The sequence below is a fragment of the Streptomyces sp. NBC_01707 genome (genome assembly GCF_041438805.1).
Lineage (GTDB): Bacteria > Actinomycetota > Actinomycetes > Streptomycetales > Streptomycetaceae > Streptomyces.
In genome coordinates, this window is record NZ_CP109190.1 from 1,010,124 (window position 1) to 1,023,212 (window position 13,089).

The window sequence follows — 13,089 nt, forward strand, 5'->3', positions numbered from 1 at the left end:
AGTTCGCGGCGGGTGAGAAGACCGCGGTGATCGCGAAGGATCTGCGGGTGAGTGTGCGGTCGGTGGAACGCTGGCGTCGTGCGTGGCGCGAGGGCGGCGCGGAGGCCCTGTGCTCGACGGGCCCGGCGAACTGCCCGACCGTCACCGGTGCCCAGTTCGCCGTGCTGGAGGAAGAACTCGGCAAGGGCCCGTCGGCGCATGGCTTCGACGATGAACGGTGGACGCTTGCCCGGGTCCGGACGGTGATCCGCCGTCGGCTGCAAGTGAGTCTGTCGGTGCGACGGTGTGGCGGCTGCTGAAACGGCATGGCTGGTCCTGGCAGGCACCTGCCCGCAGAGCACTCGAACGCGACGAGCATGCCGTTGAGCTGTGGAAGAAGGAGGTGTGGCCGGGGGTCAAAACCCGCCCGCCATCGCATCAGCGTGCTGTTGGCGATGCTCCGCGATGACACCTTCATGAACCCCGAACCCCACGCCTCGCTTGACGAAAGACGTAGAGGCACCGCCCCAGACCATGTCTCTGCATGGATTTGTCGCCGATGGCCGTGCCGAGGGTCTCCCTCATCTGCGAGTGATCTGTTTCGACTTCGCCGCGCCCTTGGTCATCAGAATCCCTTCCTTTCAAGAGTCGGGCAGCGTCCAGCAAGGTCATTTGCCGCGGCCGGTGATGAAGTCGCGGACACGATCGACCAGACCTAGCCCAGGAGACAGAACCTTGCTCGCCGTTGGCGACCTCGCCGCACCAGGATGCGGGCGCGTGCGAGCAGTCTCCTTCGCAAGCCTGATCTCCTGACCCAGGAGATCGAGAAGCTCTGGCCCACAAGCCGCACGGAGTTGAACGAACAGATCGCCCTCCTCAACCTGGACGTGGGCGCGGACCTCGGTGCGGAGCTTGACGAACAGATGGATGAAATCAGGGTCGTCCGCTTCCATCCCTTCAAGATCTTTCAGGAGCTGCTCGACACGGATGTGGTCGTCGATCTCCTTATTGGCAAGCCCATCCCCATGCGGGACATGCTTACGCACCGCCGGATACAGATGTTGCTCCTCCGCGACCGCGTGCCGGACCAGCTCGATGGTCAGCTCATCGAGCAGGCGCCTGCGTTCCGAGTCGCCCGGTGGAACCGCTTCGATCCGATCGAAGAGTTCATGCACCTCGCGATGGTCCGCCGTCAGCTCCTCGATGGCATCGCCGCCATGTCCCATGACTCATACAGCCCTTCTGCTCCAGGCGCGCTGCCAGGCCGACCGCGCGGGTAACGCGTTCCCTCACAGACAAAAGGGATAACGCACCGTACGCCCGATTGAACCGATTGTCGTCGAGGCTGGATCCGCTCTGCAGCCCAGGCAAGCCTGAATGCTGCAGCGGCGCAAGGCGCACGGGACCGACCACGCTGTGCTGCGAATCAGGAGCACCGCTGTGGCCATGGCCGGCCCAGCGTGAGCCGGAAGGGTTCTACCGCGATCATGGCGGCGTCGTCCGTCCATTCGTCCGTCAGCCAGCTCAGCGCCCCGAGTGCCGGGGGCGGCCTCTCACCGACGGCCGGAGCATGTTGCGAAGGTTCAGCCTGAACGAGAGCAAAGAGGCAGGCACACCTACATGTCGTCCGCGCGACGCTTATTGAGGAGATCCGCGACTGGGGAAACTGAATACAGGGGGAACTGTATACGGGCTGCGGTGGGGGTCACCGGCAACGCGTCGCCCCTGCCCCTCCTGACCGATTCAGAGCAGTTTCAGCTGGTATCTTGGTTTTACGCTTCGCACGAGGGTCGCGCCCGTGGGCGCTGAGTTCCGGGTGACAACCGACCGGCTTTCTCCGCTCTCACCGTGGTCTGCTGGATCGCCGGAAGGGTGCGTCGCTCGAGGCCTCCATCGGGTGGCGGAAAAGGGGACTGGTGGTATCGGTCGTCATCGCCCTCGTGGCTGACAGGTTCGCGATGGGACGCCCTGGCCGGCCAGTAGCGTGAGGCTCCGGATGAGAGCACATGAACCTTTCCGGCTGGCCGAGTGTCTGTCCCGGCAAACTGAAGGCCGACCGACTCAGCCGAAGTGCGTCGAACCAAACAGTTGCCCCGGAGGATCTCATGGCCGTCCGGCATCACCTCATCGACCATCCCCCACCCGCCGTGTGGGAAGCGCTGGAAGAGGAGACCCTGTACGGAGAATGGGTGGCGGGAACGTCCAGCACCCAGAGTGAACGTGGCCGTTGGCCGCAGATCGGCTCGTCCATCACGTACATGGTGCGAGTAGGGCCCAAGGAGTTCCAGGGACGGACGACGGTCCGGCGCATCGATCGGCCGCACGCACTGGAGCTCGAGGCAGATGGCGGACCACTGGGCACGGCCCGTATCGCCTTCGATATCCGGCCGTGGGGGGACGACAGGACCCTCGTAATACTCGACGAGCACCCGCTACAAGGATTCGGCGGCACGCTTCACAACACGGTCTTGGACGCCGTACTCCAGGTGCGGCACCGCACGATGCTGGCGCGGCTCGCCAAGGTCGTCGACGACGTGTCGGCCAAGCGGGACACCGGCGGCCCTCCCTTCACGGCGCAGCCCCCTGAATGAACGGCCACCCCTGGCCGCCGGGAGAAGGACAACTCACGTAATCGACGCGGTGGTGACCGGAAGTCGACCACCGGCCTGGTTGCAGCCAACCTGCTGGCTGACTCCGGATGGAGCACGCAGCGGGCCCATACCGTGCCGCTGCTTCCATCCCTAGCTGTATTGACTCGTAGCGTTGTTGACTCGGCTGATCGGTGGCTTGCCGCCGAGTGCGGTGTGGCAGCGGTGGTGGTTGTAGGTGTGGAGGAAGTCTGCCAGGGCCGCGGTGCGTTCGGTGTTGGTGGTGTAGGGCCGCAGGTAGGCCCATTCCTCCAGCAGGGTGCGGTTGAAGCGTTCGACCTTGCCGTTTGTCTGTGGCCGGTAGGGGCGGATGCGTTTGTGGGCGATGCCGGCTGAGGTGAGGGTCTGGGTGAACAGCTTGGACTTGTAGCAGGAGCCGTTGTCGGTCAGCACCCGTTCGACCGTGACGCCGTGGCCGGTGAAGAATGCCTGGGCGCGTTGCCAGAAGGCGATCGCGGTGTGCTGGCGTTCGTCGGGCAGCACCTCGCTGTAGGCGAGCCGGGAGTGGTCGTCGACGGCGGAGTGGATATAGCTGTAGCCGATCACCGGCTTGCAGCTCTTGCGCAGGTCGGTGGTGGCCTGCCGGTTCTGGTTGCCGGCTGTTCTGCCGACCGTGCGCCAGCCCCCGCCGTCAGGGATGTTGCCGAGTTTCTTGATGTCGACGTGCACCAGCTCGCCGGGGCGGCTGCGTTCGTAGCGGCGTATCGGCTCGCCGGTCGGCCGGTCCAGCCAGGCCAGACGATTCAGTCCGTGACGGGTCAGGATCCGGTGCACCGTGGAGGCGGGCAGCCCGAGGATCGGGCCGATCCGGGCCGGGCCGAGCTTGCGGGCCTGCCGCAGATCGCAGACAGCGGCTTCCGTCTCGGGGACCGTGCGATGCGGGGTCGTGTGCGGCCGGCTCGAGCGGTCGAACAACCCCGGATCGCCTTCCGTGCGCCACCGTCGCCCCCACTTGTGGGCGGTTGCCCGTGAGATCCCCATCTCCTTGGCCACATGAGCGACCGGGCGGCCGGAACGGACACGCTGGATCAACAGCCGCCTGCCATGAACAGTCAGCCGGGCATTACGGTGGGACACGAAGACCTCCGTGTGGTGCAGTCCTAGACAGCTCCACCACACCGGAGGTCTTCCCTTTTGATCAAGACCCTCGCGTCAACAACGCTCGTGATCAATACACCTAGCGCGCGGGGCGCCGAAGTGCTGAGGCGGCGACCCGCAGATCTGAGACCAGGCCCGCGTAAGCCGCTTCACGGTCATCGGCACGGAGCACCGCGGAGGGGTGCAGGGTGGCGACCAGGCGATGGCCGTTGTCGTTCTGCACCGGCTGGACCCCCAATTCGTCCCATGCCGGTGCGGGCAGAGGCATGCCCCGCTGAGCACTGACCCTGAAGGCTGTGCCCAGCAGTGCCTTGCCCGCGGTGGCCCCAAGCGCCACGACTACGTCGGGATCAATCACCTTCAGTTCTGCCACGAGCCAGGGCCGGCAGGCAGTCATCTCGCGCAGGTTCGGCGCTTTGTGGATACGACGTTTGCCGCCACTTGCCGTGCTGAATTTGAAGTGCTTCACGGCGTTCGTCAAGTACGTACTCTTCTCGTCGATCCCGGCCTCTGCCAGCGCCTTGCGAAGGAGATGCCCGGCCGGACCGACGAAGGGCTCACCAAGGCGGTCCTCCTGGTCCCCTGGCTGCCCCGACCAGTACGATCCGAGCTGAGCTGGGCCCTTCGCCGAAGACGGTCGCTGTGGCGTCCTGATCCAGAGGGCAGCCCTGACAGTCCGCTGCGGCCCGTCGCAGACTCGGAATACCGCCCCGTCGCGGCACGTAGCGGGCGGCCCCGGCTTCCTCCCCTACGGCTGCGTCCTTCATTGCGGCTCGCCTTCCGATCGGTGTCGCTCCATGGCCCTACTTCGAATTCCGCGATCGAAACCAGCCTAGTCCTGAAGGCCCACCCCCTCAGGATCTCTGCCTGGGCAGGGCAAGAGCGGCCATAGGCAGGGCGCGAGCAGCCTTGCGACCGGTCCCCGGTAGCCGTCTTTCAGCGCGGACCGGAAGCGCCCACGCCGCGCAAGCTGAAGGGCCGAAGCACTATAGAGACATACACAGTCTGGGTCCCACGGGACGGGAGCAAAGGCAGCGGTAGGTGTGTGGTGCCCTGGATCCCCTACCAGATTGCGGGGTGAAGAATTCCGGCCGATAAGGGCCACGCTCCACGTTGCTTCTGTTTTCTGCGATTGCCTGAGCTTCTTCGGGTCGAACTGCCGCATCGATGGAACCGAGACCGGCGCGATCGGTCCTCCAGTCGGTACGCTCAGGAGGCAGGGCGCGCCCTGGCAACGCTCACGAACGGCGGCCGACAGGTCGGCCTGAGGTGTCTGGTACACCCAGCGCCTCTCACCCCATCCGATGCCCAGCCAGTGGACGAGTCTCCGCACCCGTACCGCGCCGCACGCCGGTCAGGAACGCGTCGAGTGCTTCCTCCGCTGTCCTCGCCGGGTGCCAGCCGAGGAGATCGCGGGCGCGTCCGCAGTCCATGATCGGCAGCCGCAGCACAGCGTCGAACAGGTGCGGCGAAGCGGGGACCGCATGGGATCGCCACGCTGCGGAGAGCGCGGTGCGCACCAGATTCCCCGGCACTTTCACCACCCGTGCACCGAGTTGCGCCGCAAGAGAGTTGGCGTCGATCACCGGTTGCGCGGCAAGATTGAACGCACCTCGCACATCACCTCGAACTGCCAAAAGGTAGGCTTGAGCGGCGTCGTTGGTATGGAGCACCTGGAAGCGCAGCCCCTGGAGGTCCGGCACCCAGGGCAACAGGTCCGGGCGGAGTAGCGGCCCCGGGACGAATCGCCCGACGAAGATGCGGCGCTGCTCGCTCGCCGCCGCCTCCTGGAACAGGAACCCCGGGCGCATCCGCACGACGCGGATGTATGGATGCTCCAGTTCGTAGGTGTCAAGCACGCGTTCCACATAGGCCTTTTCGCGGCAGTACGCAGCGTCGGGCCACCCGTGTGTGGGCCACTCCTCGCGGACCCCCGGTTCGCTCTTCGGACCCGGCGAGTAGGCGCCGACCGACGACGCATAGACCAGGGCAGGCACGCCCGCCTCTCGGACGGCCTGGAACACGCGTAGCGATCCCGCGACGTTGTTCTGCCAGGTCACGACCGGGTCGTGAGTCGGCTGAAAGCGCCACGCAAGGTGGACCACAACGTCAGCACCCGTGAAGTGGGAGCGAAGCACGCCCGCGCTGTCAGGGTGCGACACGTCCACGGCTCCCCAGGCGGCCTTGGACAGCGAGAGCGCGGGGAGTCTACGCGCGAGACCGAGTATCGACGCAATCGACTCGTCCGCCGCAAGGGCCTTCATCACGCTGATGCCGACGTTCCCGGTGGCCCCGGTGACGACAACGCGCAGTCCCGACTCGGCATTCATGACATTCTCCATTCCCGCTCAATCCGTCCTGGACATGTTGTCGTCAACCTCACCGCCCTCATAGAACGCCAAGCGATGCGCCTTGCCGGCCAGCCTCCTGAAGCTCATCGCGGTCCGTCGTCACGAGAAGGCGGATCTACGGTGCCTCGGTCTTTCCGTCGCCGCGGGCTGGTGTGGCACCGCGAACAGATATGGCTGCGGCGGGATGTACTCATGGTGCTGGTGTCCGAAGCCACGGTGCTGCCGTCCTCGCCCGGCCCTTCGACCAGCGAGGGCCGGTTGGCTTCCCGGGAGATACGTCGCCTGAATTCAGGGGCATTCCGCACGGATGACCACCAGTTCCTCGTATGAATCGTTCGCCTTCATCAGATCCTGCTCTCGGAGCCACCTCAGTCTGGACAGGAGAACGGGCCCGAGCGGGACGCGCGCGCGTGCGCCCGGCCGTCGGAATCCCGCGTCCCAGGCACGCGCCGAACCACGCGTGGGCACCCTGGCATGCGGGGCCGGTACGTACGGCGGGTTGCAAAGAATGAGGTCGTAGGTGCGGACCTTCAATGCGGACGCCAGATCGGCGCGGCGAACGGCGATGCGCTGATGGTGCAAGAGCGCGTTGAGCTTCGTGGTCGCCACGGCACAGCGCGCGATGTCCACGGCTGTCACCCGTCCACCCAGCTGAGCGGCTCGTACGGCCAAGACGCCGCTACCTGTCCCGAGGTCCAGGATATCCGCGCCGGCTGCGATGTGTTCCCGGCCCAGAGCGGCCAACAGCAGTTGCGTATCGTGCTGCGGTGCGTAGACACCGGGCAGTACGACCAGGAAAATGCCTGCAGATTCCGCACTTTCTTCAGAGTCGAAGGCCATGAAGGACGCTCCCACTGTGAGAGTCGGCGCCGCAAACGAACATTCAGCCGCAAGCCCGATTCTTCATGGGGTTGCGGGCCCCTTCCCCTCGCGGAATTGGCTGGGCCGTCGCGTCGCTTCCCTATCAATCATCGGGGCAGGTGGCTCATGCACGCGAAAGGCCTTGAAGTCGCGGCCCAGGGGATCGCTGTTGGGCCGTGAGGTACCGGTCGTCTTTGAGCCTGCGCACGCCTTCTACGGCCAGTTGCTGCAGCTCGAGCCCGGAGCGCCGCCGGTAATGGAAGTCCCCTTGGCGCAGGCGAGCGGCCCCTTGTTCGCGCGGCCGAGGACGCAAATATCCATCCGCGAGTGCAATCCTGGTTGTCTCGTACGTGAACTGTTTTTTTCGGGCACGGCGGTTGAGGAGGAAGGACCCCCGCGAGTCGCGGCGCCGCTGGTCGCACCAATATCAAACATTCCCCACATATAATGAAATTGTAGGTGTGCGCGTGAGGTGGCGCCCCTTCACCACGGAGACCGATCATGGCCGCGGCTCACATCGGCCTCTCATCCACTTCTTCAGTCAGCTTCTGGGCCGACCCAGGTTAGGCGTCGGCACTGGATTACCTCCCGGAGGCCCCCAGCGGCCGGCCACCCACCGAGTACCGCTCGACACGAAAGGCGATCTGGTGGCCTGAGAACGAGAACATCGTTGCCCCCGTGGACAAATCGACGGGCGCGACTGAGAAGCAGCCAGCCGGCGTGAAGGGAGGCACCATGACTGTGGTGCCGCAAGGCGGAGGCAGCATGTCGAGAGGTGGTGGCAGCGGCAACCTCTACGACATCCTGGAGCTCATTCTTGACCGCGGGCTCGTCATCGACGTGTTCGTCCGTGTGTCACTCATCGGCATCGAGATTCTGAAGATCGATGCCCGCATCGTCGTGGCCAGCGTCGACACATACTTGCGCTTCGCCGAAGCCTGCAACCGCCTCGACCTCGAGTCGGGCAGCAAGCAGCCTGCGCAGATGACGGACATCGTCGGGGACACACTCGAGAGCGGCGCTCGTGGCAAGCCCGAGGGAGCGCTCACCGGCGCTGTGGAACCCGTCACCGACGCGCTCAAGGGCGGACGGGGAGGCGGTGACGAGGGCGACGAGACCGAAGAGTCTGAGAAGCGCAAGGAACCCGTGGAGAGGCGACGACGGCCCACGCGGCGCGCCAAAGAACGCGAGGAGGAGTGAGCCATGGCCGTATACGTCTACTCCATCGTCGGCGACAGGCATCCACTCCACCTCGACGGAGTTACCGGGATCGGCGAATCGCCCTCGGAGCTGCGCGTGATCACCGAGGGGCCGCTGCGCGCTGTGGTGAGCGATGCGCCGGACGATCTGCGCCCCAAACGCCGCGACCTCACCGCGCATCAGGAGGTCCAGAACCGCCTCATGGCGGACGGAACCATTCTGCCCCTGAGATTCGGCCTCGCAGCAGAGGACGACGAAGCTGTGCGGGCCGCACTGGAGGCGCACGCCACCGAGTACGTGGACAAGCTTCAGGCGCTGGAGGGTTGCGCCGAATACCATCTGAAGGTGTCAGAGGACGAGGAAGCGCTCCTACGCCAGATCCTTGAGGACTCGAGCAAGGCCCGGGAACTCAACGACGACATCCGCAACGGCGCCGCCGTCCCCGACGCCCCGCTTGTGCTGGGCGAGCTGGTCGCGAAGGAGGCACAGGCGCGCCAGAACGCGCTGGCCACAGGGGTGGTCGAAGCACTCAGTGCCTTTGCCCGGGAGCAGGAGATCTCGCAGCCGACCGGCGGTGATTTCCTCAGCGCCTCGTTCCTGGTGTCCGAGGACCAGGACGAACTCTTCCTCACCACGGAGTTGAGCCTCGCCAACCAGATGGGGGACGAGTTCCAGTTCCGGCTTCACGGCCCCCTACCCCCGTACAGCTTCGTCTGACAGACGTCGGATAGGCGCCTGCCCAGTCAGACCGTGACGCTCCCACTGGCACCGGCGCCCGGTGCTCGGTGCCCCTGAGCCCGCCTTGAGCCTGGGGCGCTCGCGATCACTTCCCGTCCGAGACCGCTGCCTTCGAATGCGTCCAGGGGATGCGTATGCCGACACACCGGTCCGGTTCTGGGTGATCCGGAGCATCGCGAGGGTGGTAGCCAACGCAGGGCGGGTACCAGGCTCTCGGCTGCTGCGTAACTTGGCTGAGGCAATTTCGGAGGAGTGACGATGACAGATGCCGATCGCTCGCGTGACAACGCTTTTCCTGAAGGAGACCGGGATCACGGCTTCGGGCGGCACGAGACTGTCGAGAAGCGAGCCGACCGTCAGTGGTCTGAGATGCTGCAGGAGGTACGCGTAGCGCAGACCGGCGCGCAGATCTTGTTCGGCTTCCTGCTCAGTGTCGTCTTCATGCCCCGTTTCGAGCAGCTGAGCTCGTTCGACAGGAATCTCTACGTGGTAACGGTCGTCCTAGGCGCTCTGGCGACCGGGGCCCTGGTCGCACCGGTCTCCTTCCACCGCACACTCGCCGGCCACCGGCGTAAACCCCAACTGGTCCGAGTGACAGCCCGCTTGATCACCACGGGCCTTGCCCTGCTTGCAACTAGTACCGTCTGCGCCGTGCTTCTTCTACTCCGGGTCGCGTTGGGAACAGGCTTCGTCGCGTGGATCATCGCGGCCGTCGTGCTGATCTGGTTCGCCTGCTGTTGGCTGACCTTGCCCGTCATCCTCAGGCGACACCTGGAACGCACCCGCTGACCGGCCGTCCTCCCGCCTCATCTGGACGAGCGCACCATGCCCATCGACACACAATGCCGGGAAAATCAGCGAGCCGTATCGCTCTCTCGCCATGTGATCCACAGCGCCGGCCAGCCTAGGCGGAGCCTCGCGATCCTCCACGGAGTTGAGCTTGTTCCGCTTTTACGGACGCTCTTGATGTGGTGATCAGGCCGCCAGTGCGGCTCGTAGTCGGCGGGGCTGCGGTAGCCGAGGCGAGGCCGCGTAGGGCGCCGGGGCAACAGTGCGCGGATCCGCACGTGACCTGACGAATGATCAAGAGGGTTCAGGTGCACCGGACGTCCACAGCGCGAATCCTGTAGCCATACGGCGGTGCGATGCGCGGCCGTATGGCTTTTAGCCGGTTGATGGCAGGTTGCGCTTCGCGACGGCGGTGATGTGGCGGCGGGTTACCTTGGCGATCTCGTCCCAGAAGGGCCTGGCGGTGAGGTAGGTGCCCAGGGCAGCAAGGACGCCTATGGAAACGTCGACGCTGAGGCGTCCTTGTTTGGCCCAGTAGACGTCCTGAAGGTCCACCAGCAGGGCAAACTCGTCTGTGATCAGGGCGGTTCCGACGCCGTAGGCAGCGGCGACCGCGGGGTGGCCCACGGCCCGTTCGTCACCGCGTACGGCGATCAGGCCGATGCCGGCGAGGGTGGCGATGCCGATGTTGTAGTGGTGCAGGTGCCGCCCGCCGGCGGAGAGGTTGCCCAAGGGCAACCAGCCGCCGCGGATACCGTGGGTCATGAACCGCACGGCGCCCCAGGTCGTTCCGAAGGATGCCCCACATGACGATCAGTGACCGTTTGGTGGGGGTGAGATTCCGGTCAGCGGCCTCGCGCCATCGCTCGACCAGCCACGGCCGGGCGGATGGGGGTCCGCCTTCGGCTGCTACGCCCACCGGACGCACCCCGGTCGCCGGCCCGCTCATGCCCGTCGATCCCCACGCTGTGCGCCGACCGCGGCGGCCACGTCTCTCATGCAGGCGGGGCAGTAGTCCTCACGCCCCTGGGCACCATCCGGTGTGGCGGTTGCCTTCCCGTTCAGGAGTCGGCCGCACAGAGCGCTGCCGTCGCGATCGAGAGCGTGCCAGAGCAGTCCTGGGCCGTTGCCCGTTGACATTTGTTCGGCGCCCATGTTGTACATCAGCCACCTCGCACACGAATGCGGTCGCGGTCACCAGCCATGAGACGGCCCATTCGCCCAGATCGGCTACCCACTACCCGCCTAACGAGTGAATCGCGTGATCCACCTGGCTCCTCGAAGTGGACGAGTTAACCCAGCCTCACCCTAGATCGAGAACTACGCCATTCGAGGAATCTGGGGCCACCGGCCTAATCTCCTCAGCTTCGTCCCACTGCGGCCCAGGGAGGACTACACGTTGCCGAGATGCTGGTCCGGCGTGCTCGAAGCAGCTCTGGGGCCTCTCGGAAGGCCCCGGGAGGAGGGTGTCACGCCTGCGGAGCAGGCGTCGGCCGCTCGTCCGTTGGTTACCCGATGAGGCCGAGCCAGTGGCGGTACGCCGAGGCGATGGGTTCGACGCCATCACCATCGCGACGGCCCGCCTCCATCAACCATTCGCAAGTGCGCCGGGCTTTGTCGGTGACGCTGTCGGGGTAGCCATAGCGCACTTGGTGTTCGGCGAACTCGTCCTCGTCCTCGATATGGACCTCGCCACCACGAGGCCGCACGACATCAAGATCGAGGTCCACTGTGTGCAGGACCGTTCCGTCCGCGTTCCACTCGGGCACCGTGCACACGTCGCAGTACATCTCGGGGCCTGGATCCACGCAGAATGTGGCCGTCCACCACTCACCGCGCGGGACCAACATCACGTACGCGAACCGGCTCGTCCAGCCGCCCGTCTCCGAACTGACGTGGACACCCTGCGCCGTGCCCAACCACACCCCGTGCTCGTCCTCACCGAGCCGGGTAGCAGTCCACTGGGCGCTCAGGCTGCCGTCGTACTTCCGGATGTCGACCAGCACCGCGGTGCTCTCTGTGCTCACGCCAAGACGCTAACCCGACGCGGTCTCGATGTCCCTGTCGTCGACATCCCGCCCAACGCAGCGGCACCGGCCACTTCCGGGGTGGCCATCGATGGGCGAAGAGGGTGTGGGTGCGGCAATCCTCGCTGACAAACTCAGGGCCAGTCCGATCCCGTTTGCACCGTTGGAGTGATTCACGGGTCATGGGAGCCTGTACGGCCGGTCAGTCAGGTATCGGCGGCGATGATCAGGGGTGCGGACGCTTCTGGGGCGACGGTGGCCGCCTCACGAAGGTGACCGGCTGCCGGCCGAAACAGGCCAGGGGCGGCGACTGTGGAGGAACCTGAGCGGCGGGCCGGCATCTGTCCCCAGAAGCCGGCAGGATTGGTCGGCGCCCCAGATCTGGCGCCGCGACGACGGTCTGGGTGGCGTCCGGTGAGCAGCCGGTGGTAAGAGACTGCGGCAATCAGCGCGGAACGGGCTTCGGCGGACTTCAGGCCGAAACCGCGGCGCGCACCTCCTCGGCGATCCGTTTGTCGAGGGCCGTTCGGACCAGCCCTGCGGCCAGTCGCGGCAGATCAGCGTCCTCCACGAGGGATGCCAGCGTCTTGGGAGATGTGGACAGCCCGAGCCGCTCTGCCCCATCCAGCGTCTTGCGGTCCAGGTAGGGCGAGAACTCCGGCCACAGTGCCTGTGCCTCCCGCAGGAAAATGTTCACACCAGTGGGGCCGATGCCGGGGATCTCCCGCAGCAGCTTCCTGGGGTCCGTACCCTCGCGCAAGCGGCGCAGATCGCCCTTGTATCGCTCCAGCAACTGCTCTGCTCCGTCGCCGAGTTGGTTGGAGGTCCGCTCGTCATAGCGGCGGTAGCCGCCCTCGCCGAGCGCATCGACTCGCTGCTGCCAGGTGGCCTCCGCCATCCGTCGGGCATCGCGCATACCGGCGCCGAACAACGCGCGGCCCGCGGCCACCGCGGTGTCCGCCCGGATACGGGCGGACAGCAGCAACGAGAGGACGAGTAGCTGGTACAGCGGCGCAGGGGTGTTCCGCAGCTTGATGCCTGCCTGTGCGGCGTAGGTCTGGCCGTGCAGATCCAGCAGTGCCCGAACCACGGCCTCGTTCTTCTTCCGGCGAACCTTCCAAGCCGTTGCGAGCGACCGATGACAGACTGCTTCTGGACGTCCCGCTGCTGAGGTGGACAGACCGCCGGCGTGCATCGGCCGTCGACGGCCCAGCCAAAATCAGGACGAGCAGCATCACGCGGAGCGCGCCTCCGACGCCAGGCTGTTGAAGGCGAGTTGAGCCGAAACTGCTCGGCTGCGGCCCAAAGTCGGCACAGCCCGCATTGAGCCGCCGGCCACCGGATGGGGGCCACGGATCGCGCGTCCGGCCCGTTCTTGACGCTCCCGCTGCTCTACCC

13 protein-coding genes and 1 pseudogene are annotated in these 13,089 nt (G+C 66.0%); 6 read left to right on the forward strand and 8 right to left on the reverse strand.

Annotated features, from left to right (window positions below; genetic code table 11):
• The first annotated feature begins 26 nt into the window (after positions 1-26).
• Together OG963_RS04680 and OG963_RS04685 are read left to right on the forward strand one after the other, a co-directional pair.
• Positions 27-299: a helix-turn-helix domain-containing protein gene (locus tag OG963_RS04680; protein ID WP_371798504.1), complete on the forward strand. Its 273-nt coding sequence runs from the start codon at positions 27-29 to the stop codon at positions 297-299.
• Complete coding sequence (locus tag OG963_RS04685; RefSeq protein ID WP_371798505.1) at positions 284-448, forward strand: winged helix-turn-helix domain-containing protein; 165 nt, start codon at positions 284-286, stop codon at positions 446-448. The genes OG963_RS04680 and OG963_RS04685 overlap by 16 nt, the downstream gene beginning before the upstream one ends.
• A gap of 199 nt (positions 449-647) precedes the next feature.
• Here the strand turns inward: OG963_RS04685 and OG963_RS04690 are convergent, their stop codons facing one another.
• Entirely contained in the window at positions 648-1,205 is a 558-nt protein-coding gene (locus OG963_RS04690; protein WP_078879346.1) for a hemerythrin domain-containing protein, read from the reverse strand.
• Positions 1,206-2,084: 879 nt separating this feature from the next.
• Here OG963_RS04690 and OG963_RS04695 point away from each other — a divergent pair.
• The gene (locus tag OG963_RS04695; RefSeq protein WP_327420349.1) at positions 2,085-2,570 is read left to right on the forward strand and encodes an SRPBCC family protein; all 486 of its coding nucleotides are present in this window, start codon (positions 2,085-2,087) and stop codon (positions 2,568-2,570) included.
• A 150-nt stretch (positions 2,571-2,720) separates the two neighbouring features.
• Here OG963_RS04695 and OG963_RS04700 read toward each other — a convergent pair whose 3' ends face one another.
• The 4 genes and pseudogenes from OG963_RS04700 to OG963_RS04715 all read right to left on the reverse strand — a co-directional run bounded on the left by OG963_RS04700 (position 2,721) and on the right by OG963_RS04715 (position 6,916).
• Entirely contained in the window at positions 2,721-3,704 is a 984-nt protein-coding gene (locus OG963_RS04700) for an IS481 family transposase (RefSeq protein WP_371798506.1), read from the reverse strand.
• Positions 3,705-3,804: 100 nt separating this feature from the next.
• Positions 3,805-4,492: pseudogene (locus OG963_RS04705) on the reverse strand (UdgX family uracil-DNA binding protein).
• A gap of 525 nt (positions 4,493-5,017) precedes the next feature.
• On the reverse strand, positions 5,018-6,055 hold the full coding sequence (locus tag OG963_RS04710) for an NAD-dependent epimerase/dehydratase family protein (RefSeq protein ID WP_327420351.1): 1,038 nt from the start codon (positions 6,053-6,055) through the stop codon (positions 5,018-5,020).
• Between the two features lie 309 nt (positions 6,056-6,364).
• A complete protein-coding gene (locus OG963_RS04715; protein WP_371798507.1) occupies positions 6,365-6,916 on the reverse strand; it encodes a methyltransferase in 552 nt (183 codons plus the stop codon).
• 756 nt (positions 6,917-7,672) lie between these two features.
• On the opposite strand from OG963_RS04715, the gene gvpJ reads away from it, so the two are divergent.
• From gvpJ to OG963_RS04730, 3 genes are all read left to right on the forward strand, one after another.
• Positions 7,673-8,137 carry a gas vesicle protein GvpJ gene (gvpJ, locus tag OG963_RS04720; RefSeq protein WP_371800265.1) on the forward strand — a complete coding sequence of 155 codons (465 nt, stop codon included), beginning with the start codon at positions 7,673-7,675 and terminating at the stop codon, positions 8,135-8,137.
• Between the two features lie 3 nt (positions 8,138-8,140).
• Positions 8,141-8,854 carry a GvpL/GvpF family gas vesicle protein gene (locus OG963_RS04725; RefSeq protein WP_371798508.1) on the forward strand — a complete coding sequence of 238 codons (714 nt, stop codon included), beginning with the start codon at positions 8,141-8,143 and terminating at the stop codon, positions 8,852-8,854.
• 279 nt (positions 8,855-9,133) lie between these two features.
• Positions 9,134-9,664, forward strand: coding sequence for a DUF6328 family protein (locus tag OG963_RS04730; RefSeq protein WP_371798509.1), 531 nt, complete (start codon positions 9,134-9,136; stop codon positions 9,662-9,664).
• 375 nt (positions 9,665-10,039) lie between these two features.
• Here OG963_RS04730 and OG963_RS04735 read toward each other — a convergent pair whose 3' ends face one another.
• The 3 genes from OG963_RS04735 to OG963_RS04745 all read right to left on the reverse strand — a co-directional run bounded on the left by OG963_RS04735 (position 10,040) and on the right by OG963_RS04745 (position 12,781).
• A complete protein-coding gene (locus OG963_RS04735; protein WP_371798510.1) occupies positions 10,040-10,429 on the reverse strand; it encodes a hypothetical protein in 390 nt (129 codons plus the stop codon).
• 743 nt (positions 10,430-11,172) lie between these two features.
• Positions 11,173-11,691: a DUF402 domain-containing protein gene (locus tag OG963_RS04740; protein ID WP_371798511.1), complete on the reverse strand. Its 519-nt coding sequence runs from the start codon at positions 11,689-11,691 to the stop codon at positions 11,173-11,175.
• 472 nt (positions 11,692-12,163) lie between these two features.
• Complete coding sequence (locus OG963_RS04745; protein WP_371798512.1) at positions 12,164-12,781, reverse strand: endonuclease; 618 nt, start codon at positions 12,779-12,781, stop codon at positions 12,164-12,166.
• Positions 12,782-13,089: the final 308 nt, after the last annotated feature.

Bases quoted from the DNA above. Each gene is read 5' to 3' on its own strand.
- OG963_RS04690 (WP_078879346.1), bottom strand. From the start codon at position 1,205: ATGGGACATGGCGGCGATGCCATCGAGGAGCTGACGGCGGACCATCGC.
- gvpJ (WP_371800265.1), top strand. From the start codon at position 7,673: ATGACTGTGGTGCCGCAAGGCGGAGGCAGCATGTCGAGAGGTGGTGGC.
- OG963_RS04730 (WP_371798509.1), top strand. From the start codon at position 9,134: ATGACAGATGCCGATCGCTCGCGTGACAACGCTTTTCCTGAAGGAGAC.
- OG963_RS04695 (WP_327420349.1), top strand. From the start codon at position 2,085: ATGGCCGTCCGGCATCACCTCATCGACCATCCCCCACCCGCCGTGTGG.
- OG963_RS04735 (WP_371798510.1), bottom strand. From the start codon at position 10,429: ATGACCCACGGTATCCGCGGCGGCTGGTTGCCCTTGGGCAACCTCTCC.
- OG963_RS04715 (WP_371798507.1), bottom strand. From the start codon at position 6,916: ATGGCCTTCGACTCTGAAGAAAGTGCGGAATCTGCAGGCATTTTCCTG.
- OG963_RS04710 (WP_327420351.1), bottom strand. From the start codon at position 6,055: ATGAATGCCGAGTCGGGACTGCGCGTTGTCGTCACCGGGGCCACCGGG.
- OG963_RS04725 (WP_371798508.1), top strand. From the start codon at position 8,141: ATGGCCGTATACGTCTACTCCATCGTCGGCGACAGGCATCCACTCCAC.